The sequence below is a fragment of the Streptomyces lacaronensis genome (assembly GCF_047337785.1).
Lineage (GTDB): Bacteria > Actinomycetota > Actinomycetes > Streptomycetales > Streptomycetaceae > Streptomyces > Streptomyces lycopersici.
Window position 1 is genome coordinate 2,142,415 of record NZ_JBLHDK010000003.1, and the last position, 23,389, is coordinate 2,165,803.

A 23,389-nucleotide genomic window follows, 5' to 3' on the forward strand; every position below is an offset into this window, starting at 1 on the left:
GGTCCTCCTCCTCGTTGGGACGGCGTACGCGCCAGTCACTGGTACTGCCACCGGAATACGGCGGTCGCTCCCCCGTCCACCACGATGTTCTGGCCGTTGACGCAGGCGGCGGCCGGACTCGCAAGGAAGCCGAAGACGTCAGCCACCTCTTCCGGTGCCGCGATGCGGTATGCCGGGGTCTGCTTCAGGAAGATCTCTTCCGCGGCCTCGTTGAGCATCGGGGTGCGCATCGGCCCAGGACTCACCGTGTTCACCGTGACCGACGTGTCCCAGAAGTCGATCAGGAGGGACCGCGACAGGTTCGCCACCCCGGCCTTGGACGCCGCGTAGGCCGGGAACTCATAACCTCCGACCGACGCGATCGAGGCGGTGTTAACGACCCGGCCGTGCGCCGCGGACTTGAGATCTTCGGCGAATGCGCGGACCACCAGGTAGGTACCGGTCAGGTTGATGTCGACGACTCGGCGGAAGGCCGCACCGTCGAGGTCGGCCAGTTGCCGGCGGTCCAGCACGCCCGCGATGTTCATCACGGCTCCGGGGACCCCCAGGTCCTCGTGCACGCGCTCCCGCAGTTCAGCGAGCGCGGCCTCCGAGGTGATGTCCACTCCATATCCGGCGGCCTTGGCGCCCTTCTCCCTCAGCCGTTGAGCTGCGACCTCTGCCGCTTCTTGAGCGACGTCCACACAGGCGACGGTCATGCCGTGCCCGGCGAGCTTGCGTGCCACGGCGGTTCCCAGGCCGCCCGCCGCACCGGTGACGACAGCGACGCCGCCGACGCTCTCGGCGGGCGCGGTCACTGGCCAGCCTCCACGACGGCCAGGGCGGCTCCGGCCGCAACGACCTCGCCCACCGCGACCTTGACGGCTCCGACGGTCCCGGCAGCCGTGGCACGCACCGGGTTCTCCATCTTCATCGCCTCGACGACGAACAGCACATCACCATCGGCGACAGCGTCGCCCTCGGCCACGTTGACGGCGATGATGGTGCCCTGCATGGGGCTGGTGACCGAACCGTCGGCGGAACCGGCACCTCGTCCAGCGCTCCCACGCCCCTTCTTGCCGCTGCCGGTGCTCCGCCGCCGCTGCGGGCCGACAGCGGAAGCGGGCTGATCCGCCGCAGCGGAAGCGGTCGATCCGAAGAAGGGAATGACATAACGGCGCCCCGCCACCCAGACCTCGTTCTCCGCCTCCGGGAGGTCGGCATCATCTTCGGCCGGACTCGTCTCAGGCTGAGTGGCCGCCGGGAATTCGACGGTCTGCTCCAGCCAGAGGGTCGAGATGTCGACCGCAGCGAAGTCGGGGTGTTCCAGGACGGCGAGTGCCGCCGGAGCAGTCGTCGGTACACCGCTCACAGTGAAGCCCCGGAGCACGGAACTCAGCCGCTTGATCGCGGTGTCACGGTCGGGAGCCCACGCCAGCAACTTTCCGATCATGCTGTCGTAGTAGGGCTGCACCTCGTCGCCGGCCTCGTACCCGGTGTCGAAGCGCACGCCTGGCAGCGACGGAACCTTCAGCGCCGTGATCTTTCCCGGTGCGGGAATGAACAGCCCACCGGCGATGTCCTCGGCGTTGATGCGGCACTCGATGGCGTGCCCGCGCGGCTGTGGCCCGGAAGTGCGGACGCTCAGTTCTTCGCCCTGTGCGACACGCAGTTGCTCCGCGATGAGGTCGAGTCCGAGGACCTCCTCAGTCACCGGGTGCTCCACCTGGATGCGGGTGTTCATCTCCAGGAAGAAGAAGTGCTCGCCCTCGACCAGGTATTCGACGGTGCCGGCACCGACGTAACCCACCGCCTGGGCGAGACGGACAGCGGCCTCTCCCATGGCGGTCCGCAGTTCGGACGAGAGCCCGGGCGCGGGGGATTCCTCCACCAGCTTCTGGTGCCGACGCTGTACCGAACAGTCACGGTCACCGAGCCACACGGCGTGGCCGAGCGTGTCGGCGAACAGCTGGACCTCTACGTGCCGGGCACCGGCGAGGTAGCGCTCAACGTAGACGTCGGCGTGCCCGAAGGCGGATGTGGCCTCCCGGCCAGCGGCTTCCAGGGCCGCCTCTGCCTCCTCCGGCCCGGCGACGGTGCGCATGCCGCGGCCGCCGCCTCCGTACGAGGCCTTGATCACCAGGGGGTAGCCGTGCTCGGCGCCGAACGTGCGGACCTGCTCGGCGTCGGTCACCGGCTCCCGCGACCCCGGGATGAGAGGGACCTTTGCCTGGTCCGCCACCTGGCGGGCCGCCACCTTCTCGCCCATTACCTCGATCGCCGAGGCCGGGGGGCCGATGAAGACCAGCCCGGCGGCCTCGACCGCACGGGCGAACTCCGCGTTCTCAGCGAGAAAGCCGTAGCCCGGGTGAACCGCCTCTGCCCCCGAACGGGACGCCGCCTCGAGCACCTTGTCGATGTTCAGGTAGCTGTCACCCGGTGCGGTGCCGCCCAGTGCCTCAGCCTGATCGGCGACGCGGACGTGCAGAGCATCGACATCGGCATCGGAATGGACGGCTATACCGGTGAGTCCCAACTCCGTACATGTGCGCAGAACGCGCGCGGCGATCTCACCTCGGTTGGCGACCAGAACCTTCGAAAACGTCATTGTCAGCTCGTCTCCTCGACGCAGGCGTTCCGGCAGCTGCCGATGCCCTCAATCGTTGTGGTGAGCACCTGGCCGGGGCGCAGGAACTCCGCGGGACTGCGGCCGGCTCCCACCCCGCCGGGAGTGCCCGTGAGCAGCACATCGCCAGGCCTAAGTGTGGTGATGGCCGATACGTAGGCCACGATGTCCGCAGGAGTGAACAGGAGCTGCGAGGTGCGGCTGCGCTGCTTGACCACGCCGTCCACCGTGCAGCTGATCTCCAGGTCGGCTGCACCGTCCACCTCGTCGGGGGTGACCATGACGGGGCCCAGCGGCGTGGACGACTCGAACGCCTTGCCCTGCAGCCACTGCCCGGTGCGGCGCTGCCAGTCCCGCATGGAAATGTCGTTGGCGACGGTGAAGCCCCCGATCGCCGCCTGCGCCGCATCCCGGTCGGCATTACGGACTTCGCGTCCGACGACGACCGCGAGCTCGGCCTCCCAGTCGACCCCCTCTGACGCGGCCGACAGCCGGAGCTCGTCCCGCGCTCCGGCCAACGTGTCCGCGAACTTCGCGAACAGTGTGGGGTACGCCGGGAGTTCGCGCCCCATCTCCAGAATGTGGTCCTTGTAGTTCAGCCCGACGCAGATGACCTTGGAAGGCCTGGTCACCAGAGGCGCAAAATCAGCGGCCTCGACTGCGGGCCCGGACTCGCCGGCCTGACTTTCCAATCCGCCCAGGCCTTCACCGGCCTCCCGGGCGGCGAGCAGGGCACCGACATCCGCATAGGGCAGCAGCCTGGTCTCGTTTCCCTCCACCAGGGCAGCCACGGTCTGTTCCCCGCACCTGAGCGTCGCCACTCGCACGGCCTCATCCTCCAAACGAACAATCGCTTGTTTTTAACGTAGGCCGACAGGGCCTCCCAGGTCAACCCGCTAGCTACCGGCTGCCGACTGAGAGATCTACTGGCGTGAAGACAGCAAAAAGCCCGCATCCGAAGGGCTTTCGGAGGCGGGCGTCCTGCTGCGGGCGGGGTCAGGCCAGGGCAGCGCTCGCGCGGGTGACCCGTTCGATCTCCGCTCCGGTCACACCGAGCTGCCGGAGCACCATCAGAACGTACTTCTCGACGATCTCGTCCAAGGACATCGGCCCCCGTGGGCGGTACCAGGTGGACACGTGAGAACCCATGGCCACGATCGCGTACGCCTGCAGCTGCGGATCGATTGCATCGGCCCGCCCCTCGTCGGTCGCCTGCTCGACCAATTCACGCAGGATCGCCTCGTACTCGTCGCGCTTGGCCACCACGGCCCGGAGGTCGGCCGCACTGAGCGAGCGCAGCTCGGAGTTGCCGATGAAGACCTCCCGGGCACGATCCGCGTGGAACCGGATGTGACAGTCCACTGCCGCCCGGAGCCGGTCGATCGTGTCCGTCCGGCCCCGCAGGGCGGCCCGCTGCGCAGCGAGCAGATCATCCATGATGCCGAGCATGATCGACCGCAGCAGGTCGTCCTTGCCCTTGATGTGGTTGTAGAGGCTGCCAACTTGAATACCCACCTTGGCAGCCACCTCGCGCAATGACGTGGCCTCGTAACCGTGCTCGTAGAACAGCTCTGTGGCGGCTTCGAGAATTGCGTCAGCGGTGTGCACACCTCCGGCGGGGCGGCGCGGCATATTTCGTACTCCGATCCTCGTTAAGCCTTGATTCCCTCCGCGCGTGCGGACGGTGGCGGCCGTCAACTCTACCGCAAAACGAACGGCCAATAGTTTTGCTGTTACGTCACCAGCCCATGTCTTCCTTGAGGTTCCGCTTCAGCAATTTGCCAAGGCCGGTGCGCGGTATCTGGCTCGCCTCACGGAACACGACCCTCTTGGGCACCTTGTAGCCGGCGAGGCGGCTGCGGACGAAGTCCCGCACCATGATCTCGGTGAGGTCGGCGCCCGTCCGCCGCACGACCACGGCCCGCACCTCCTCACCCCACTCCTCGCTGTGCGTGCCCAGCACGATGGCTTCCGTAACATCCGGGTGTGTCAGCAGAAGCTGTTCGATCTCCGCGGAGTAGACGTTCTCGCCACCCGTCTTGATCATGTCCTTGGCCCGGTCGCGGAAGAAGAAGAATCCCTCTTCGTCGCGGACTGCCAGGTCCCCGGTGCGCAGCCAACCGTCACGGAACACCTCGGCAGTCGCCTCCGGCCGGTTGTAGTAGCCGCTCATCAGGCCCGGGCCGCGGACACAGATCTCACCGAGTTCGCCAGCTGGCAATTCGGATCCGTTCATGTCCTGCACCTGGGCCTCTGCGAGGAGGTACTCCTTGCCGATGGAGCCCTCCAAGTCCTCCCTGAGTACGTCGGCCGGCTGGAGGCGGGTGACCATGGGGCCCGCCTCGGTCAGCCCGTAGCGGAAGTACAGCTGCAGACTCGGCAGCTGTTCCAGGAGCTGGAGCTTGTCGTGATGCCGGAAGAGGCCTGCCCCACTGTGCAGCGCGCGGAAATGGTTACGGACACCGTCTCGCTGGAAGACGCCTGCCTTCATCAACCGCGCGATCATGTTCGGCACGAGGAAAGTATTGGTGATCCGTTCCCGTTCCAGGGTCTCGGCCACCACCCCCTCGTCGAATCGCCGCATCAGGACGCTGGTGGCGCCGCTGGCGTAGTGCGAGAGGAACCAGCACAGCAGGCCGGCGGAGTGGAAGAGCGGTACGGTGATAAGACCACGGTCGTCCGGGCGGGCGCCGACCTTGCAGTCCACGAGTTCGTTGATCACGTTGGCCAAGGCGGCTCGGTGCGAGAGGACGACCCCCTTGGAGAATCCCGTCGTTCCGCCGGTGAAAAGGATGCACAACGGGTCTTCCGGAGTGGCCCCGCCATCGAACGGGCCACCCTGCTCCTGCCCGATCAGGGCCTCGTACTGCTCGCCCTCGCGGACCACGTGCTGGATCTGTCCCAGTCCGCCTTCGGCGTCGGCGAGGTCGTAGTCGTCGCTGCGGGTCTCCTGGACCAGGACCACGCGGGCGTCGGTCTCCTGGATACCGACCGTCAGCTCGGCGGAGGCCCACCGTGCGTTGTAGGCAACAAAGACGCCTCCCGCGGCCGCAATACCGAGGAACGCCTCCGCGCAAAAGACGCTGTTGTCAGCCAGGACCCCTACTGGATCTCCGGGCTTCACACCCAGCTTCACCAATGCACGGGCGAGCTTCCAGGCGCGCTCAGCGAGCTCCGCGTGAGTCAGTCGCCCCGCCTCGTCGGCCACGGCCTCACGAGACGGATAGCGGCGTGCATTCATGCGTATCAGGTCGGCGACCGTCCGCATCGAACCTCCACGTTCTTGCTACGGCAACACTAACGTTCGTTCGGGGAAGCGTCTATGCACGTCTTCGCCGTCCCCTTGCGCACCGACAGGCGGAGCCGGGTCGAGATCCACACGCAGCGGGAAGGGCAACATACGAGCTGGTCATCCTGACCCCGAAGGCTAGGCGCCAGGGCCGATGCCCGTCACCTGGGAGGTCCGGTCGCCTGCTCGCATGGGCGTCGGCTGCGACACCCAGTTCAACGAACGTACGTAAGTTTGTTTCCGGGAAGCTAACTAGGTATTGCGCGGCCCGTCAATCCCCTCAGGGGTGAACGGGCGGCAGGTCACTCTGGAGCGGCGCACCTCATCTCTGCGACCTGCACGTGCAGCACGGCACCGCACAGGGCGGGCAGCTGGCCGTCGCGCCATTGACAGGCCCGAAGCCTACTCCCAAGCCACACACGAACGAACGCTTGCACGTGCTTGGGTGGGAGGCGATAATCCCGTCATCCGCAGGGGGAAGTGGGCCCGCCTCATGCGTTCACCCACTCTCCAGATCTCGGGCGTCAGGTTCGTGCCCCGAGGTCCCGCCGTGGGTACCGGCCGTCCCCAAGAAGGCCGGCCCTGGCAGCCCTGGCTCAGCCGACCTGCCGGTCACCTCTCACCAGCGGCGGCCGTGTGTACGTCTCGACCTCGTCAGGTAGCCCGCGTACAGCACTCCACAGCCACCTGCCGGCCGAGGGGCGTCACCGCGCAGGCCTTACCAACACCCGAACAGGGGAGCATCGATGATCAAGGTTGTTGCGCTGATCAAGCGCAAGGAGGGCCTGACGCGGGAGGAGTTCCTGCGCTACTGGCAGGGCGAGCACCCTGCCGTGGTCCGAGAGTTGCCGAACGTGCGGCACTACACCCAGAGCCCGGCGATCGAGCACCGTAAGCAGTGGGCCTGGGACGGGGTGGCACAACTGTGGTTCGACTCCGTCCAGGATGTCTCCGCGGCCTTCCGCGGGGCGCCGGCCGATGCCATGAGGGAACACGAGGAGCACTTCATCGGGGAGATGGAGTGGTTCCTGGCTACCGAGACAGACGTGCCGCTTTCGCGCGATGCAGTGAGTAGTTCGTAACAGAAGGCCGGACTGGCCTTGCTGCCTCTTCGTTGGTGTGATCTCGAAACCCGGCCGCGCCAACGAAGCGGCATCCCCACGTCCTGAGCGCTTGTGAACCCGCGGGGCGTGAGCCCCCGCCGGTGGCGCACTCGATGCCGAGACTGGCCGCTTCGACGATGCGGGGCGCCCGCTCTGCGCTGTCGTTCCCGTGTCCCTAAAGTGCCCGAGCCGTGGTTCTGGCAGCAGAGAGTCGGGGCTGGCGTGCCGAGCGCCTCGCCCCTGTCCGGGGCGAGGCGCGTCAGGCGCTCTCGTGCATCGGCAGATGCGCTACCTCTGGCAGGGCGCTTGCGCAGCCACCGCTGGAGCCGCATCCCAGTAAGGGACATCGGGATTGGGGGTGTCGGTCGACTTCCAGCAGTCCCCCTTCAGCAGGGGGAGGTTCAGCGAGGAACTGCGATCCGGGCCGAAGTACAGCGATGTGGTGCTCCCCTTCAGCTTGGCGGCCTGGGGGTCGGTGGGGAAACAGGGGTCGACGCCGAGGGTCGGCGAGCACTTCGACGAAGGAGTCTGCGTCGTCACGGTCAGCCGCAGCGTGCTGCCCGCAGGGACTCTGGCGAAGCGAGGCGAAATAGCGAAGTCGTACTTCTTGACCGCGCCGGCCGGAACCGGGGCCTCGGCGCGGTACGTGCCGTAGGGGCGCACCGGCACGCCGTTGGTGTCGGACCAGGAGCGTTGGGGATCGTTCGCCGCGAGGCTGCCGAGCACCGTGCCCGACGAGATGGGCGTGACCTTTCCGTTGGCGTCGACCAGTTGGACGGTGGCGATCAGTTCCAGATTCGAGGTCGTGGAGGATGCGTAGAAGGATGCGCTGATGGGGCCCGCGAGGGTGATGTTCTTCTTGAAGGCGGGACTGTTGTACTGCAGCGTGCTGTTCGCGTCGGGCTGTGCCCACGCAGCACTGTCATGCCCCGAGGAAGTCGGCCTGGCCGGGGAGAGAGTGCCCTTGTCTCCGAGGTAGTAGCGCGTGTACGAAGGGGCCACCGGGTAGGCCGAGGTGTTCACCCACCTGTTGGACACCAGTTCATGAGCGTGCAGAGGCTCCGAGGTGTCCTGGATCCCCGTCTTCATCCCCTTCAGCCAGGTGTCGAACCATTCCAGAGTGACTCGCTGGTCCTCGCTTGCGCAGTGCCCGCCTTGACCCATGATGATTTGGTAGCGGCCGGATGCCTTCTGGTTCGGCCGCATCGCGTCAAAGACGGGGTGACCACTGCTGGCGTTCTGCAGGTATGTGTAGAGCTCGAGCGAGCTCTGGGCGTAGATGTCGTCGTTGCTGCTCCACAGCAGTGCGGGGACCTTGGCGTCGACGATTTTCTTGGCCAGGTTGCCGGGGGTTCGCTCCTGCCAGAACTGCCCGTCGTAGGCTTGTGGTCCGCCTGACGTGACGTCCTTCACCAGTGCCGCACCGGTCGGTGCGGTGTTGCCCCCCATCGAACTTCCGATGACGCGCTGGAAGTTGAGTGTCTGCGTCGGGATCCCGCCGGCAAAGTACGTCTCCCGGTAGAACTCCGCCCCCATGCAGTACGGGGCGATCGCCTTGACCGGGGAATGTGCTCCCGCTTCCGCCACGGTGAAGGCTTGGTTGATCCCGGCGTAGGACCCGCCGGTCAGGCCGACCTTCCCGTTGGAGTTCTGCACGCGGTTCGCCGCCCACCGGGTCAGCTCCACCCCGTCTTGCGCGTCTCGCTTGCTGAAGAACGAGAAGTCGCCGCCGGACGTCGTCGTCCCGCGTACGTAAGCGGTGATGAAGATGTAGCCGTGCCGCACGAAGTAGTCGCCGGCCGTGGGCTTGGTGTTGAGGTAGGGCGTCTGGGTGAGGAGCACGGGGAACTTCCCCTGTGCCCGCTGCCCCGTCGCCGGGTCGGTCGGGTAGGAAACATCCGCCTTGAGCACCGTGCCATCGCTCATCTTGACGGGCATCTGGCTGTCCAACTTGCTTCCGTACTGCTCCTCACCCGGAGTCCATGTCCCTCCGGGCCATGGCGACGTCGCGGATGCCCGAGGGGCACCGCCAGGGGAGGCCGCGCCGCAGGCGGCGAGGAGAAAGAGCACGCTCAGGGCTGCGATACCGCGGATCCACCGGCGTGGTCGGCTCTGTCTGGCCTTCTTCATCTCCATCAGCTTTCGCTCGAGGGTCACATCGGCAGCGCAGGTCCCGGAGCGCTGCCGGTGTTCGGATGACCACGGCTGACCGGTCGCGTGTGTACCTGGACGGGATGAGAGGGCCTGCCGTGCCGAGGTGGGGCCACGTCACGCAGGAGTCACGTACCGCTGTCTCGCAGGACCTGGGCATCCTGAATGACATTAAGAACGTTCGTACGTTTCTTTACGCGGGATCAACTGTGGTCTTAGGCTGATGCGAGAAGATAGCGAACGGTCGCTCGCTAGTCCAGGCTCTACGCATGCGCCTCTTCGTGCGGAACCGGGCGCCACGGCGTCGGCCTGGACTGCGAGTCGGCGGCACGTCTAGCGGCGGAGACGACGACTGTGCGGAAGCGAGGTACGGGACTGGGACTCCGGGTCTGGTGTGCGGCTCGCTTTTCGAGCCATCGGCAAGGCGTACGCGAGGCCGTCGCCGCCCCTGGGCGTCGCGGCCGGGGCTCCGTGCGCGATCAAGCTCTGCCGTCGCCCGGCCTGTGGCCTGGGCGGATCCGGCTTGACCTTGACATTGACGTAAAGGTTTACGTTCTCGATCGTGGCCTCAAGGGTGCTGTCGCCCCACAAGCCAACAGCTACTCCGCGCCCGACCTAGCGCTACAGCGTCACGCCCCGGCGCTTCAGATCTCTGCACGTGAGGTTTCCATGACCAACAAGCGCAGCCTGCTTGTCTTCCCGCTGGGGCTGAGCGTTTTTGCCACGATCACCACCGAGATGAATGTGATCGGGGTGCTCCCCCAGCTCGCCGAGCGATTCGACCGATCGGTCTCTGCTGCCGGGATCATCGTCTCCATCTACGCGCTGGTGGTCGCCGTCGCGGGCCCCTTCGTGACGCTGGTCACCTCGCGCCTCAATCGCAAGACCGTGCTCCTTGCCGTTCTCGCGATCATGACGGTGTCGAACGTGGCATACGCGCTGTCGACCAGCTTCGGGCTGACGCTGGTCTTCCGGGCCATCCCCGCGGTTATGCACGCCACGCTGTTCGCTGTCGCCACTGTCGTGGCGGTGAGCCTGTCCAAGCCCGAGGCCTCCACCAAGGCCAGCGCCCAGGTGTTCGCGGGGGTGGCGGTAGGACTGGTGCTGGGTGTGCCCATCACCTCCTTCCTCGCCGACACGCTCTCGCTCGGGACAGCCTTCTTCTTTGGGGCGGCCGTCAGTGCACTGGCCTTCGTCGGGCTCCTTGTCGCCATGCCCTCGATGCCCGTGGCAGCGAAGCTCTCCTCCGGGGCACAGCTGCGCGTTCTCAAGCGTGGCCAAGTGTGGTGGAACCTGGCCGCCGTCACCTTCATGTTCGCCGCCATGTTCGCCGTCTACGGCTACTTCGCCGAGTATCTCCAGCGGGTGACACAGGTCAGCCCCGGGACGACCAGTGTGCTGCTGGTGGTGTTCGGAGCCTTCGGCATCCTCGGCAATACGCTGTTCAGTAAGTTCCTCCAGCGCAGCGTCGCGCGCACGACACTCATCTACCCGGTCGTCTTTCTGGCCGTGTACGCGTTGATCTACCTGCTCGGTGCGCAGTTCGCGCCGATGATGATCCTTCTGGTGGTCTGGGGCACCGTCCACTCCGGCGGCCTGATCATCAGTCAGACCTGGCTGAGCCAAGCGACTGCGGATGCACCCGAGTTCGGCAACAGCCTCTACATCTCCTTCTCCAATGTCGGCATCACATTCGGCACCCTTCTCGGCGGCCTCGTGATTTCCGTGCTCGGCACAGACCAGCTGCTCCTCGGCGGCATCGCCTTCCTGCTGCTCGCCGTTCTGGCCATCGGCACGAAGGTTCTCCACGATGCTCGATCCAGCCGGGGGACTCTGCCGCCGCCACAGCAGCAGCGAGAACCTGCCCCGGCCGCCCACGCCTAAGGCGCTCGAAGACTTGGGGCCGCGAGCCATCCGTGCCCCGCAGGGGCGGGCCCGTCCAGACGGCCACCCCACCCACATCCATATCCGCATCCACATCAAATTTGGAGTGCACCGTGCCTGAAGCCGCATCGCTGTTCGGTCCCACGCAACTGGGTGCCTTTGCCCTGTCCAACCGAACGGTCATGGCGCCCCTGACCCGCAGCAGGGCTCTGCCTGACGGCAGGCCGGGCCCTTCCGCCCGTCTCTACTACGCGCAGCGCGCTTCGGCGGGACTCATCGTGTCCGAGGGCACCGCGATCTCGCCGGAAGGGGTGGGCAACCCCAATATTCCGGGTCTGTGGAGCCAGGGCCAGATCCAGGCGTGGAAGCCGATCGTCTCGGCGGTCCATGACGCCGGCAGTACGTTCGTAGCCCAGCTCTGGCACACCGGCCGCGCCTCGCACCCCTCCCTGCAGCCCGGCGGCAAGACGCCTGTCGGTCCCTCCGCCATCGCCATCTCGGGCCGGACGTTCACGCGCGACGGTCGTGTCCCCTACGTCACGCCCCGCCCGCTGGAGACCGACGAGATCGCGGGCATCGTCGACCAATACCGCCAGGCCGCGGTGAACGCCCGCGAGGCGGGGTTCGACGGCGTTGAACTGCACGCCGCCAACGGGTACTTGATCGACCAGTTCCTCCAGGACAACGCCAATCACCGTACCGACCGCTACGGCGGCTCCGTGGAAAACCGCGCTCGCCTCTTGCTCGAAGTCCTCGATGCGCTCAGTGAGGCTGTGGGCGCCGCCCGAGTCGGGGTCCGCCTGTCGCCGAGCAGCACCTTCCAGGACATGGCCGACTCGGATCCGATCGCCCTGTTCACGCACGTCTTTGAGGCTCTGTCCTCCCGCCGCCTCGCTTACCTGCACCTGGTGGAGCCGGGCATCTCCGGATCGGAGACCGCACAGCGTTCCGCGGATGCCATCGACAGCGCGTGGACCCGAAGCCGCTACGCAGGACAGCTGATCGCAGCTGGCAACTTCACCCGTGAAACCGCGATCAAGACCGTCGTGGACGGTACGGCTGACGCGATCGCCTTCGGCCGTGACTTCCTTGCCAACCCCGACCTGCCCGATCGCCTCGTGCGCGAAGCCCCTCTCAACGAGGCACAGAGGCCCACGTTCTACGGCGGCACCGACCAGGGCTACATCGACTACCCGTCCATGGAGGCGGAGCAACTGCTTGCCGAGGTCCGCACACGGCAGGAGTTGCCGGGTCATGTGGAGCTCAACGGAGAAACGCCGCTTCACCAGTGGCCTCTCGCCTGGGCCCTGCAGCAGTTCGCCCTCGAGCGTTCATCGGTCGACTCCGCCTCGTAATGCGTAGTCACGACGCCGCCGTTGCCTCAGAGAGCGGAGCGCAGCTGAGTAGTTTCGGTCAGCTTGCGAGCTGACTCGCCACGCGTGAGACGAGTCAGCGAGACGTACGGGCGCGCGCCGGGTAGCCGGTGCGCGCCCCGCAGCGGCGGGAACGGCCCGTCCGCGTCCGGGATCACCAGGGCCGGCTGGGCAGGTCCGAAGCCCGCAGTCGGCGAACAGCGAGTCCGGCCTGCGTCGCGGGTGGCCGACCCGGCCGCGGATGGGCGGGATCGCGTCCAGGAGTGGCATCAGCTGGGTGACGTCGTTGCGGTTACCGCCGGTGAGGAGGACCGCGAGCGGGGTGCCGTGCCCGTCGGTGATCAGATGGTGCTTGGTGTGTGGAACGCCGAGTAATTCCCAGGGGCTGGGGTCATGTAATTCCCCAGCCCCTGGCGTGATCTAGGGCGCCGGCACCGAAACCGAGCCCGAGACCAGCGGCGATGCCGGAGCCGCCGCCTTCCTGCACAGCCCGCAGCAACTGTTCGCCGCCGCCGCGACCACCGGCACCGCGGACCAGGACCGCGACGACCGGGCAGCCGACGACGCCGAGGGGAGCCTGCGATGAGCGTGATGGACACCGCCCTGCCGGTTTCTGCGTGGACGCCGCAAGGCTGATTCGTTCTAAGGGCAGCCTCGAGACGACTGAACGTGAAGGGAAGTGTCTGACCGGACACCTGGTCCTCGACCGTCTACGTCGCGTTCGTCGTGGACACCTTCTCCCGCCGGATCGTCGGCTGGTCGGCGGCCACCGTGAAGGAGACCGTCTTCGTCCTGGACGCTCTGGAGATGGCCGTCTGGCAACGCGACCGCGACCAACAGCCCATCCAGCCAGGCGAGTTGATCCATCACTCGGACGCCGGGTCGCAGTACACATCGTTCAAGCTCGCCCAGCATCTGGACGCCGCCGGCATCGCCGCCTCATCGGCTCGGTCGGCGACGCCTACGACAACGCCCTGATGGAATCGACGATCGGCCTGTACAAGACCGAATTGATCAAACCCCAGCGGCCCTGGAAGACACTTTCCCAGGTCGAGTTGACCACCGCCGAATGGGTCGACTGGTACAACCACCGCAGGCTCCACGGAGAGATAGGTCACGTCCCGCCCGTCGAATACGAAGCCAGCTACTACACCGAATCCACGAAACTCCAGGTCATCACCACAATCTGAGATCTCTACCGAACCCGGGGCGGTTCACAGTGACGCTATCCGATCGTGAGCTGTTCGGCTGGCTTCGCATCGCCGGGCGATGAGGCAGGTCCCTGGCAGTTCCCGGAAAGGCGCGACCTCACCAGCTGCGGGGCTCTGCCATCGACTGGGGCCTGTCAAACGAGCGGCTCTGTTCCGTAGTCGGTGGTGACGGCAGGTGACGGGCGTCGTTGACGTTGTATGCGAGATGTCAACTCCCTTGTGGCAACGGTGTTTTCAGGGCTCTCGGCGCTGGTCATCAAGGATGTGGCGGACGACGGCGAGACGATCCGGGTCTTGGCCCGGACCCGGGATGTTCACTTTCCCTGCCCGATGTGCGGGGTCCCGACTGGGAAGGTGCACGGATACCACGTCCGGACCGTTACGGATGTGCCGGTCGATGGCCGCCGGGTCGTGGTCAACGTCCGGGTACGACGTCTGGTCTGCCCGGTCCTGGGCTGTCGGCGGCAAACCTTCCGCGAGCAAGTCCCTGGGCTGATCGAGCGACTTCAGCGCCGCACCACGCGTCTGACCAGCCAGGTCTCGGAGGTGGTCAAGGAGTTATGCGGCCGGGCGGCTGCACGGCTCACCCGGTCACTGGCCGTGCCCGTATCGTTCGCCACCGCCCTGCGGGTGCTGCGGGGAATCCCCCGAGTTACCTTTTTCGTGGCCTCGCAATGGGGCTCCCGGCCTCCGGGTCCGGCATGACTGTTGCCCCCTGTCGACGGCGCTTGGGCGTCCATGATCCGGGGGGTGGTCCTACGTTGTTGATGGGTCGGATGGGCTGTCGTACGGTCCGGAGGATCCACTGGCTCCGGGTATGGCTTGGGGGTAGTTGCCTGTGATGGCTCCTTGTGACACCTGGCCGCCCGGGGCCGTACGACGACTCGACCACTGATGAGGAGCTGCGGGCCCACGGGTATCGCTGAGTAGGACCATGCTGGCGGAGTCGTCCGGACGCAACGGAGCACGTCGAACGACCGGAGGCACGCATGGCCCGGAACTGGGCGGGGACCGATATCGGCAAAGCTCACCGCCACACCGTCGTGCTGAACAGCGACGGCGACGTGCTGCTGTCGCGGAGAGTGGTCAACGATGAGCCGGAACTGCTGAGCCTCATCGGCGACGTGCTCGAGCTCGGTGAGGATGTGGTGTGGTCCGTCGACGTCGCCGACGGCATGGCTTGCCTGCTGGTCAATCTCCTGCTCAACCACGGGCAGACGATCGTCTATCTGCCCGGCCTTGCCGTGAACCGGGCCTCCGCCGGCTACCGCGGCCTGGGCAAGACGGATGCGAAGGACGCCCGGGTCATCGCAGATCAGGCACGTATGCGCCGTGACCTGCACCTTCTCGCTCCCGAAAGTGACCTGGCCGCCGAACTGCGGGTCATGACCGACCGGCGGGCCGATCTGGTCCAGGAGCGAACGCGGAAGACCAACCGGCTGCACGCGCAGGTGCTGAGCATCTTCCCAGCTCTGGAACGCGCTCTGGAACTGACGAACATCGGGCCGCTGGTACTGCTGTCCGGCTACCAGACGCCGGCTGCGCTGCGGCGGTTGGGCCGCAAACGGCTGACGACATGGCTGCGTAACCGCAAGGTCCGCAGCGCGGAGCTCCTGGCCGGCACTGCCGTCGACGCCGCGGAACGGCAGCACACACAGCTGCCCGGCGAGGCCGCAATCGCCCGTGTGATCTGTGATCTGGCGCTGGAGGTGATCAGCCTCCATGAGAAGATCCACGACCTGGACAAGCTCATCGAGACCCGGTTTCACGAGCACGAACTCGCCCCAGTGATCTCCAGCATGCCGGGCATCGGCCCGCTGCTGGGTGCCGAGTTCCTCGCAGCCACGGGTGGCGACCTGGCCCGATTCCCCAGCGCAGACCGGCTCGCCACCTTCGCCGGCGTCGCCCCGGTTCCCCGGGATTCCGGCAACGTAAACGGCAACCTGCACCGCCCTCACCGCTACCGCCGCGGCCTGCAGCGAGTTTTCTACCGCTCCGCGATGATCAGCATCCGCAGCTGTCCGGAATCGCGGATCTTCTACGACCGCAAGAGAGCCGAGAACAAGACACACAAGCACGCTGTCCTCGCGCTCGCTCGTCGCCGCGTCAATGTCCTGTTCGCCATGATCCGTGACCGACAGTGCTACGAGGCTCCGCCTTCCGTCACGGCTGCCGCTTGACAACAACATGAGGAGGTCCTACCGGCTGGCCGACGGCAGTGCACAGCTCGTCGCTTCCCGCGGCCTCGACGCGGCGGTCCCTGCCGCGTCCTGACCACCCCGGCCGTGGCCGCCCCTACGTGATTTGCCCCGGTCGGAAGAGAACCGTATGCGTGGAGGGGAACTCACCGGGTCCACCGCTCGCTCCCCCGAAGGGCACCACCCGATGGCTCACGGAGCCCAGCACCGCCCCCGCGCCAACCTGGCGCGGGCCGCGGGCTGCGAGGTGTGCCGGGGATGGGGAACGGTCGTCACCGACGAGGGCCCCCTCGACCCGGTCACCGCCCAGCCGCAGATTCCGGTCTACGACGAGAGTCCGTCGCCGAGCCGGTGAACCACCTGCACTGGGTGGCTTGTCATAAGGCAGCGGGCCACCGGACCCGGCCGGTGTCCGTCGTCGTGCTGTGGATGGTCCGTCATCGGGCCGGAGAGTGCTTGCGGTGGCTGGGATCCAGCCGGAAGTCGGGGCACTCGCGGTTCTGGCATGCGCCTGGGCCCCACACGGGAACGAAGACGCCGAGGGTCTTGTGGCGGTGGACCGTGGCCGGCACGGACAGGGAGCCGGCGCGGGCGGAGCGAGCGGGCGGCCGGGATGCCGTAGCCCACCGGTCGGCGGTTCACGGCGACGCGAACCACCTCTTGGCCGCGGGCAGCCGGGTGTGCTTCGACATCACCCAGGACGCCAGCGGCATCCGGGCCGACAACATCCACCCGCCGACTCGGCTGTGCTGTCCGCCGGCCGAGTCGGCGGCGCTCGACGGCACGCCGGTCCAGTGGCCAGAACGGTCCGCTGTCTGGACGGTGCCTCCAGGACTGCCCCCACGTCTTGCGCAGGTCGATGGTGGATGACGGCGAGCTCGGTGCGGTACCGCTGGTCGGCCGCTTCGGTGCCTGCGGTGTGGCGGGCCTTGACGACCGGCCCCCGCAGCGGACGGCCCAGGCTGGGCGGCAGCCGGCCGTCTGGCCGCGGCCCAGGCGGCTCGCTCGGCCAACTCCTGACCACCGCCGCGCCCTGGACCAGCCCCTGGTTCCCGACCAGTTGCCAACAGGACGTCTCGTGAGCGCTTAGCCTGCTGCCATGCTGCGAAGGATCCTGGACGCCATACCAAGGTAGCTGTGTAGGTGTCAGTGGGAGGCGTTTGTTGCTGACTTCGGATGGCGGTTGGCGGCTTGAGGGCCCGTGAATGTCGATGAGGTTTGAAGTCGCTCAGAAGTTGTGCCATACCCCCTCGGTCGGTGATGCCCTGTGAGGATCGGCCTCGGAGAGCATCGCCGTCGCCCTACCGGATCGTCGGCAGCAGGGAGTCGTGGACGAGTGCCGGGGGTAGGGGCCCGGTGCCGGTGGCGCACATGCCGTCGAAGGTGAGCCGCAGGTAGCGCCGCCAGGCCGACGGATCGGCAGCCAGCAAGGGTGCGGCGGTGTAGTACACGCCGCAGATCAGCAGCATCACGTCCTGCCCGTTCACATCCGCGCGGAGTGAGCCGTCGCGTTGCGCCCGCCGCGCCAGTGACTCGGCTGTGGCGATCAGCTGCTCCTGTCCGGCCTGTATTTCCGGGTGCCGGACATCCGACACCATGCGTAGGGCCTCCGCGAGCGCCCGGTTGTTTGCGTAGATATCGACGCCCGCGCTCATGAACTGCAGCAGGGCGGTGTCGGCGTCGGCCTGCTCGGCCTGCTGGCGGCCCACTGTCACCAGCCCGTCGATTTCCTCGCTGATGATCGCGGCGAACAGGTCCTCCTTGGTGGGGAAATGCCGGAAGACGGTTCCCTTTCCGATCCCCGCCCGTGCCGCGATCTGCGCAACGGACGCTTCCGCGCCGTGCTCGGCGAACACCTCCGCAGCAGCCTTCAACAGCGCCTTGCGCGTCCGCACCGCGTCGGCTCTCATCCGTCGCGCGGGCGGCGCTGCAACGGCTTCCTCTTCAGTACTCATGGGTCCACTCTACGCAACATGACCGAGCGGTCCGGTTGGGTGGTACGGTAGCCAACATGACCAGCCGGTCCGGTTACGGTTCGTGGCTGTGGCCGGTCCGGCATTTCCTCATCCCATGGGAGAACAGAGCACCATGAGCAAGACACTCGCCTTCATCGGCAGTGGCAACGTCGGCGGCACCTTGGCCCGCCTTGCTGTCACCGCAGGCCTGGACGTCGTCCTGAGCAACTCCCGCGGCCCCGAGTCCCTCGCCGATCTCGTCGCCGAACTCGGCCCCCGCGCCCGGGCGGCCACTGTCGCCGAGGCCGCCGAGGCCGGGGACCTGGTAGTGGTGTCCATCCCGCTGAGCGCCTATGAGCAGATCCCGGCCCAGCCGCTGGCGGGCAAGATCGTGATCGACACGCTGAACTACTACCCGGAGCGCGACGGCCGCATCGCCGAGTTGGACGCGAACGAGGTGACGAGCAGCGAGCTGGTGCAGCGCCACCTGGCCGACTCCCGTGTGGTCAAGGCGGCCAGCAACATCGTCATCAGCCAGCTGTTCAGCCTGGCCCGCCCCTCGGGTGCGCCGGACCGCAGTGCCATGCCGATCGCCGGCGACGACGCCGCCGCCAAGGCGGAGGTCGTGGACTTGCTCGACCTCTTCGGCTACGACGCGGTGGACATCGGCACGCTCGCCGACAGCTGGCGCAGCGAACCAGGCACGCCCGTCTACTGCAAGCCCTACTTCGGGGAAGTACCCAAGGACGTGAGCTTGGACAAGACGATGGAATGGATCTTCCAGGCCCCGGGCGTTCCGACACCTGCCGACCGCGTGAGGGAACTGACCGCCACGGTTGTCCGACCCGCGGGCGGCAGCTTCTCGATCGCCGACTGGAGGTGAGTGGAGAGCATCGCGGAAGAGGTGGAACCGGAACTCCTGCCCGGGTCCGCACACCGACCCACCGCGGTGGTTCCGGCCGCCAGCGGGGAGACAGACGCCCGCGGCCGCCGCCCCGGCCGCGACTGCTGCGGCTGAGCCGACACCTGCACGAGGCAGAGGAACCCCGGCCCGCAACCCGTCACCGACCTCCCACGGCTTCCGCCGCGGCCGGTCACACCCCCAGAAAACACGGGATTACGCACATCTCCACCGTGCCACAACACGATCTTCCTGCAAGGACCCCTAAAAAGGACGTAACACCGCTATGAACGCTTTCCCCACCGCCATAGCCGTCGGGTCGGAGGAGCCGCTCAGCCCCGGCTACGACGCGGGGGCCAAGGACGACGCCGAGTTCAACAAGCTCTTCCGGCACGGCTTCACCACCATCGACGACGTACAGATGCACTACGTCATCGGCGGCGACGGCCCGCAGGTCATGGTGCTGCTGCACGGCTGGCCGCAGAGCTGGTACGAGTACCGCCCGATCATGCCCTCACTGCTGCCCGGCCGCACCGTCATCGCCATCGACCTGCCGGGCATGGGCGACTCGACCGGAAACCCGCCCTCCATGACCAAAACGGTCCTGGCCACCTACGTCCACAAGCTGCTCAACCACCTCGGCCACCACGAGAACGTACACGTCGTCGCCCACGACCACGGCCTCAACGTCGCCTACCCACTGGCCGCCCAGTACCGCGACCAGGTGGCGGGCCTGTTCCTCATGGACGCCGCCCTCGTCGGCAAGAACCTGAAGTTCGCCACCCTCGAATCGATGTTCTGGCACTTCTCCTTCTTCCTGCAGGATCCGCTCGCCGAGGAACTGGTCACCGGCCGGGTCGAAACCTTCCTCACCTACTTCTTCCAGAGTGTGAAGACCGCCGGCGAGAACGTCTCCGACGACGAACTCGCCGAGTTCGTCCGGGTGTACTCCCGCCCCCAGGTCCTGCACGCCGGCTTCGGGCTCTACCGGACCCTGACCCAGGACGAGGCCGACAACACCACACTCCAGGACACCCCGCTGACCATCCCGGTCCACCTGATCACCCAGGCCGGCCTCGCCGACGCGTTCCTGCCGTCCCTCCAGGACGCCGCCCCCCACGCCACCTCCGCCGTCGTCCCCGGGGCCGGACACTTCCTCCTCCACGAAGCACCCGACCGCGTCCTGGCCGAGATCAACGCCTTCTACCCCAACCCCACCCCCTGACCAAAAAGCACCACACGACCACACGACCACACGACGTCCAAACCGTCCGATGCCAGAACTCGCGCGGTCCCTGAACGGCGACCTCGAAAGCCGGCACACCGAGGCCAACGTAAACGGCGCCTGACGACGTCTCAGCCGGATCACACCTGCCGGTATCCGCGTACGAGTGGATCCGCACCCCGGTCGGGGAACACGTCGAGGTACAGTCCGCGAGCGGTGGGACGGGCGTGGCGACCGCGCTCGTCGGCGGCGCACGATCCTGCCGGTCCGGCCGGTGACCTGTCCGGTCCGTCCCTGGGTGTCACGCTGGAGGCGTGGGGTCCGGCGGGCGGGCCGGTCGTGGGCAGACCGCCGAGCTGGTGATCACGCGACCGATGCCGTCCATGCCGCTGCACTTCTGGAACGACGCAGGTGGCAGCCGTCACCACGACGCCTACTTCCCGCCTACCCGGGAGTGCGGCGGCACGGGCGCTTGCCCGCAAATGGTCCACGCCGGGAGCAACGCTGCCGCGAGTGCCCGCCGCGTGGCGAAGCCCCTTCCGAGGACTCCAGTCAGGCGTGCTCCGCCGTGCGCTCGATCCGGTCGAGGAGTCGGTGGTGTCGGGCTGCGTGGGCGAAGTCGGGCACCTCGGAGCCGCCCTCCGTCAGGTCGCGCTGGATCTGGGCGTAGGCGGCGCCGACGTTGTATGCGGGGGTACCGCGCAGCCCTTGGAGCGCGGGGTCGAAGTACCGCTCGGGTACGGTGAGGCGGTTGAGCTCGGCGTCGGATCCGTGCGCCCCGGCGATGCTGAACTCGCCGACCTGGAGGTGTCCGGTGTCGCCGGTGATGACCAGGTCCCCGTCCGTTCCGTTGGTCGCCCCCGTCCCTGCTCACATGCAAATTGCGCGGTTCAGGCGGACAAGGTATTCCGCGTCTGGTTGCACGCCGACCCCGAAGCGTTCCTGGACCACGGCGAACCCGAGGTCGCGCCGCTTCGGTGATCGCGCCGCGTCGGCCGTCGCCAGTGCGTCCGGCAGCTCCTGACGGGTGAGATCCGTGCAGTAGGCGGGCGTGCCGGGCTGCTGCCGCCAGGATTCCGCGAGCGGCCCCGCATCAAAGGCGTCGAACCCGGTGTCCTCAACGAGTGCCATGGCCAGGTCACGCTCTCGCGGACTGTCGGCCGCGACGGGGAGCGCGATGCGGTCCGCGCTTCCGGCCGACTTGTTCCTGTACGCGAACGACTCGGCTCCGATCGAGTTCCACGCCTTGACGATGGGCCGGCCCAGCTGCTTGGCGGCCCACACGCTCTCGGCCTGGCCGTCCTCGATAGCCGCGATTGGGTTGTCCCGGTGCGGGATGTAGTTCGACGTGTCGATGACCACAGTGTCAGCCGGCACGTTGGCTATCAGTGGCGCGACCTGCGGAATGCGGTCGAAGGGGATGGAGAGGATCACGGCGTCGACGTCCACTACGGCTTCCGCCGCGGTCACCGCGCGTCCGCCCGAGGCCAGCACGTCCGCCTCGATCGTCTCCGGGCCGCGCGAATTGGCCGCCTTTACCTCGTGCCCGGCCGCGCTCAACCGCCTGGTCAGCGTCTTGCCGATGTTTCCAGTGCCGAGAATGCCGATCTGAATGGTGAACTCCTTGTCCGGAACGGAACCCCGGTGTCGGTGACCGAGGTTCCGGGGTTTGGTACCTGCGGCGGACCGGGACTGCGGCCGACCGCAGACACGGTGGTGTAGGTGAGTGAAGGCGGCCGTGCCGAAGTGAGCCCCGCTCTTCGTGTTCGTCTTGTGTTTTCGCGGGCTGTCGGCGCTGCCACTCTCGTGCCGTTGCGTGCGCGAGCGCCGCGTCGGGTGTCTCAGCGGTGGGCGGCGCGGTTCATCTCGACGACGTCGTCGACGGTGGGGTTGGCACCGAGGGCGGCGAAGCGTTCCGGGAGGCTGTCGCGGATAGCCGCGTCCTTGGCGCGGTCGGCCGCGGCCAGAGCCGCCGGCAGCTCGTCCAGGGTCAACTCGGTGCAGTAAGCGGGGCCGTTGGGCTGCTGCCGCCAGGAGTCGGCCAGTGTGCCGGCGTCGTAGGGGTCGAAGCCGGTGTCGTCCACCAGGCTCATGGCCACCTTCCGCGCCTTGTCGGAGTCGCCGGCGACCGGGATTGCGAGGCGGCCGGGCGTTCCGGCCGGAACACCCTTGGTCCGCTGGGTCTCGGCCAGCGCGGCGTTCCACGCCTTGATGACGGGACGGCCGAGCTGCTCGGCGGTGTACACGCTCTCGACTTGGCCGTTGTCGACCGCCTCGATCGGCTCGCTGAGCATGCCGGGGTAGTAGTTCGCGGTGTCGATGACCACTGTCTCGTCGGGCACCGACGCGAACAGGTCCGCCAGCTTCCCTGCCACTCCGAACGGGATCGACAGGATGATGACGTCCCGGCCCTGGACGGCGGCGTCGGAGAGGTCCGTCGCGCGGGCCCCGGATTCCAACACCTCGGCCCGGACGGCCTCGGGGCCGCGGGCGTCGGCCACCTGGACGTCGTGACCGGCCGTGCTGAGCTTGGCAGCGAGGTTCCCGCCGATGGCACCGGCGCCTATGACAGTAATTTTCATGATTTGTTCCTTGAGAGGTTGTGCCGCCGCCGAGGGCAGCGCGATGGGATGGCTGGGTGGTGGGTGCCGCCTGGCGTTGCCGGGGGCGGGACGGGATCTCTGGCGTTTTACGCCTGGGTGTCCTGCTGGCGGTAGCCGCTCGCGATGAGCGTGCGGAGCCGGTCGAGCGACTCCTCCTCGGTGCCGGTGCCCTTGATCCAGGCGACGGAGCAGGCCGCGAGGAACAGGTCGTGCCCGCGCACCGACGCGCGCACCCGCCCGGCGAGCTGCGCGGCTCGCACGTACTGATCGGTGGCGGAGATGAGGATGCCGCAGGGGATGGTGAGCGGGTTGTCCGGCTTCTGCGCCCGGGCCGCGGCCATGAGCGGGTCCGGCAGCCCGCTGAAGGCGCTGAAGTACTCCTCCATCGCGCGCAGCCACTGCTCCAACGCCTCGACAGGATCGCCGAGTTGCTCGATGTCCGCCTGGCGGGCCACCAGCTCCTGCGAGCGGGTCTGCAGCACGGCCGCCAGCAGCGCCTCCCTAGTCGGGAAGTGCCGGTACAGGGTGCCGGGCCCTACGCCCGCCTCCTTAGCCACCGCCTCAAGAGAGGCGCCGACCCCATGCCGCAGGAAGTGACGCTGCGCGGTCTCCAGGAGGGCCGCGCGGTTGCGCTGGACGTCCGCGCGCGGCTTGCGTCCTCGCTGTTCGACGGCGCTCATACGCCCTCCTGCCTACCGTGATTTGGCGGCCGCACCAAAGCGGATACTGCCTCCGTATGCACTCGAGCGTAAAGCGGAGGCGGCATCCGGTCAAACCGGCGGCCCGACCACGGGAGCCCGGACAGTGCGGGGGCCGACGTATCTGGCCGCAGAGTGCAGGGCAGAAGTCGTGCCGGCTGCACCATTCCAGGGTGCCTTTGTCCGGCCCCTG

At 67.5% G+C, this 23,389-nt stretch carries 18 protein-coding genes and 3 pseudogenes; 10 read left to right on the forward strand and 11 right to left on the reverse strand.

The genetic code is table 11. From position 1 onward, the window contains the following. Nucleotides 1-35: 35 nt before the first annotated feature. From ACMTAK_RS09390 to ACMTAK_RS09410, 5 genes are all read right to left on the reverse strand, one after another. Nucleotides 36-797: an SDR family NAD(P)-dependent oxidoreductase gene (locus ACMTAK_RS09390; RefSeq protein WP_413805778.1), complete on the reverse strand. Its 762-nt coding sequence runs from the start codon at nt 795-797 to the stop codon at nt 36-38. Further along, the gene (locus tag ACMTAK_RS09395) at nt 794-2,587 is read right to left on the reverse strand and encodes an ATP-binding protein (protein ID WP_413805779.1); all 1,794 of its coding nucleotides are present in this window, start codon (nt 2,585-2,587) and stop codon (nt 794-796) included. Before ACMTAK_RS09395 ends, ACMTAK_RS09390 begins: the two co-directional genes overlap by 4 nt. Nucleotides 2,588-2,589: 2 nt before the next feature. After that, complete coding sequence (locus ACMTAK_RS09400; protein ID WP_413805780.1) at nt 2,590-3,396, reverse strand: fumarylacetoacetate hydrolase family protein; 807 nt, start codon at nt 3,394-3,396, stop codon at nt 2,590-2,592. Nucleotides 3,397-3,601: 205 nt separating this feature from the next. Further along, the gene (locus ACMTAK_RS09405; RefSeq protein ID WP_413805781.1) at nt 3,602-4,213 is read right to left on the reverse strand and encodes a TetR/AcrR family transcriptional regulator; all 612 of its coding nucleotides are present in this window, start codon (nt 4,211-4,213) and stop codon (nt 3,602-3,604) included. Between the two features lie 130 nt (nt 4,214-4,343). Then, the gene (locus tag ACMTAK_RS09410; protein WP_413805782.1) at nt 4,344-5,873 is read right to left on the reverse strand and encodes a class I adenylate-forming enzyme family protein; all 1,530 of its coding nucleotides are present in this window, start codon (nt 5,871-5,873) and stop codon (nt 4,344-4,346) included. A gap of 767 nt (nt 5,874-6,640) precedes the next feature. Here ACMTAK_RS09410 and ACMTAK_RS09415 point away from each other — a divergent pair. Then, nucleotides 6,641-6,976, forward strand: a complete 336-nt coding sequence (locus tag ACMTAK_RS09415) for an EthD family reductase (protein ID WP_413805783.1) — start codon at nt 6,641-6,643, stop codon at nt 6,974-6,976. Between the two features lie 309 nt (nt 6,977-7,285). Here the strand turns inward: ACMTAK_RS09415 and ACMTAK_RS09420 are convergent, their stop codons facing one another. Next, nucleotides 7,286-8,947, reverse strand: coding sequence for a CocE/NonD family hydrolase (locus ACMTAK_RS09420; RefSeq protein WP_413805784.1), 1,662 nt, complete (start codon nt 8,945-8,947; stop codon nt 7,286-7,288). 870 nt (nt 8,948-9,817) lie between these two features. Here ACMTAK_RS09420 and ACMTAK_RS09425 point away from each other — a divergent pair. Together ACMTAK_RS09425 and ACMTAK_RS09430 are read left to right on the forward strand one after the other, a co-directional pair. Next, a complete protein-coding gene (locus ACMTAK_RS09425) occupies nt 9,818-11,032 on the forward strand; it encodes an MFS transporter (protein ID WP_413805785.1) in 1,215 nt (404 codons plus the stop codon). A gap of 113 nt (nt 11,033-11,145) precedes the next feature. Further along, the gene (locus ACMTAK_RS09430; protein ID WP_413805786.1) at nt 11,146-12,387 is read left to right on the forward strand and encodes an alkene reductase; all 1,242 of its coding nucleotides are present in this window, start codon (nt 11,146-11,148) and stop codon (nt 12,385-12,387) included. A gap of 201 nt (nt 12,388-12,588) precedes the next feature. On the opposite strand, the pseudogene ACMTAK_RS09435 reads toward ACMTAK_RS09430, so the two are convergent. Then, nucleotides 12,589-12,810, reverse strand: a pseudogene (locus tag ACMTAK_RS09435) (transposase); the annotation flags it as partial. Nucleotides 12,811-13,110: 300 nt separating this feature from the next. On the opposite strand from ACMTAK_RS09435, the pseudogene ACMTAK_RS09440 reads away from it, so the two are divergent. The 5 genes and pseudogenes from ACMTAK_RS09440 to ACMTAK_RS09460 all read left to right on the forward strand — a co-directional run. Then, nucleotides 13,111-13,383: pseudogene (locus tag ACMTAK_RS09440) on the forward strand (DDE-type integrase/transposase/recombinase); the annotation flags it as partial. Further along, a complete protein-coding gene (locus ACMTAK_RS09445) occupies nt 13,383-13,595 on the forward strand; it encodes an integrase core domain-containing protein (protein WP_413805787.1) in 213 nt (70 codons plus the stop codon). The pseudogene ACMTAK_RS09440 and the gene ACMTAK_RS09445, both read left to right, overlap by 1 nt. 219 nt (nt 13,596-13,814) lie before the next feature. After that, nucleotides 13,815-14,264, forward strand: a pseudogene (locus tag ACMTAK_RS09450) (transposase family protein); the annotation flags it as partial. Nucleotides 14,265-14,605: 341 nt separating this feature from the next. Next, a complete protein-coding gene (locus ACMTAK_RS09455; protein WP_413805788.1) occupies nt 14,606-15,796 on the forward strand; it encodes an IS110 family RNA-guided transposase in 1,191 nt (396 codons plus the stop codon). 205 nt (nt 15,797-16,001) lie between these two features. Further along, nucleotides 16,002-16,169: a hypothetical protein gene (locus ACMTAK_RS09460; protein ID WP_413805789.1), complete on the forward strand. Its 168-nt coding sequence runs from the start codon at nt 16,002-16,004 to the stop codon at nt 16,167-16,169. Nucleotides 16,170-17,115: 946 nt separating this feature from the next. Here ACMTAK_RS09460 and ACMTAK_RS09465 read toward each other — a convergent pair. Further along, a complete protein-coding gene (locus ACMTAK_RS09465) occupies nt 17,116-17,769 on the reverse strand; it encodes a TetR/AcrR family transcriptional regulator (RefSeq protein ID WP_413805790.1) in 654 nt (217 codons plus the stop codon). 133 nt (nt 17,770-17,902) lie between these two features. Between ACMTAK_RS09465 and ACMTAK_RS09470 the strand changes: the two genes are divergently transcribed. After that, the gene (locus tag ACMTAK_RS09470) at nt 17,903-18,652 is read left to right on the forward strand and encodes an NADPH-dependent F420 reductase (protein WP_413805791.1); all 750 of its coding nucleotides are present in this window, start codon (nt 17,903-17,905) and stop codon (nt 18,650-18,652) included. A gap of 304 nt (nt 18,653-18,956) precedes the next feature. After that, nucleotides 18,957-19,895: an alpha/beta fold hydrolase gene (locus ACMTAK_RS09475; protein ID WP_413805792.1), complete on the forward strand. Its 939-nt coding sequence runs from the start codon at nt 18,957-18,959 to the stop codon at nt 19,893-19,895. An 870-nt stretch (nt 19,896-20,765) separates the two neighbouring features. Here ACMTAK_RS09475 and ACMTAK_RS09480 read toward each other — a convergent pair. The 3 genes from ACMTAK_RS09480 to ACMTAK_RS09490 form a co-directional block, all read right to left on the reverse strand. Beyond that, nucleotides 20,766-21,509, reverse strand: a complete 744-nt coding sequence (locus ACMTAK_RS09480) for an NADPH-dependent F420 reductase (protein ID WP_413812835.1) — start codon at nt 21,507-21,509, stop codon at nt 20,766-20,768. A 227-nt stretch (nt 21,510-21,736) separates the two neighbouring features. Continuing rightward, nucleotides 21,737-22,477, reverse strand: a complete 741-nt coding sequence (locus ACMTAK_RS09485; protein WP_413805793.1) for an NADPH-dependent F420 reductase — start codon at nt 22,475-22,477, stop codon at nt 21,737-21,739. Between the two features lie 107 nt (nt 22,478-22,584). Further along, nucleotides 22,585-23,178: a TetR/AcrR family transcriptional regulator gene (locus tag ACMTAK_RS09490; RefSeq protein ID WP_413805794.1), complete on the reverse strand. Its 594-nt coding sequence runs from the start codon at nt 23,176-23,178 to the stop codon at nt 22,585-22,587. Nucleotides 23,179-23,389 lie beyond the last annotated feature (211 nt).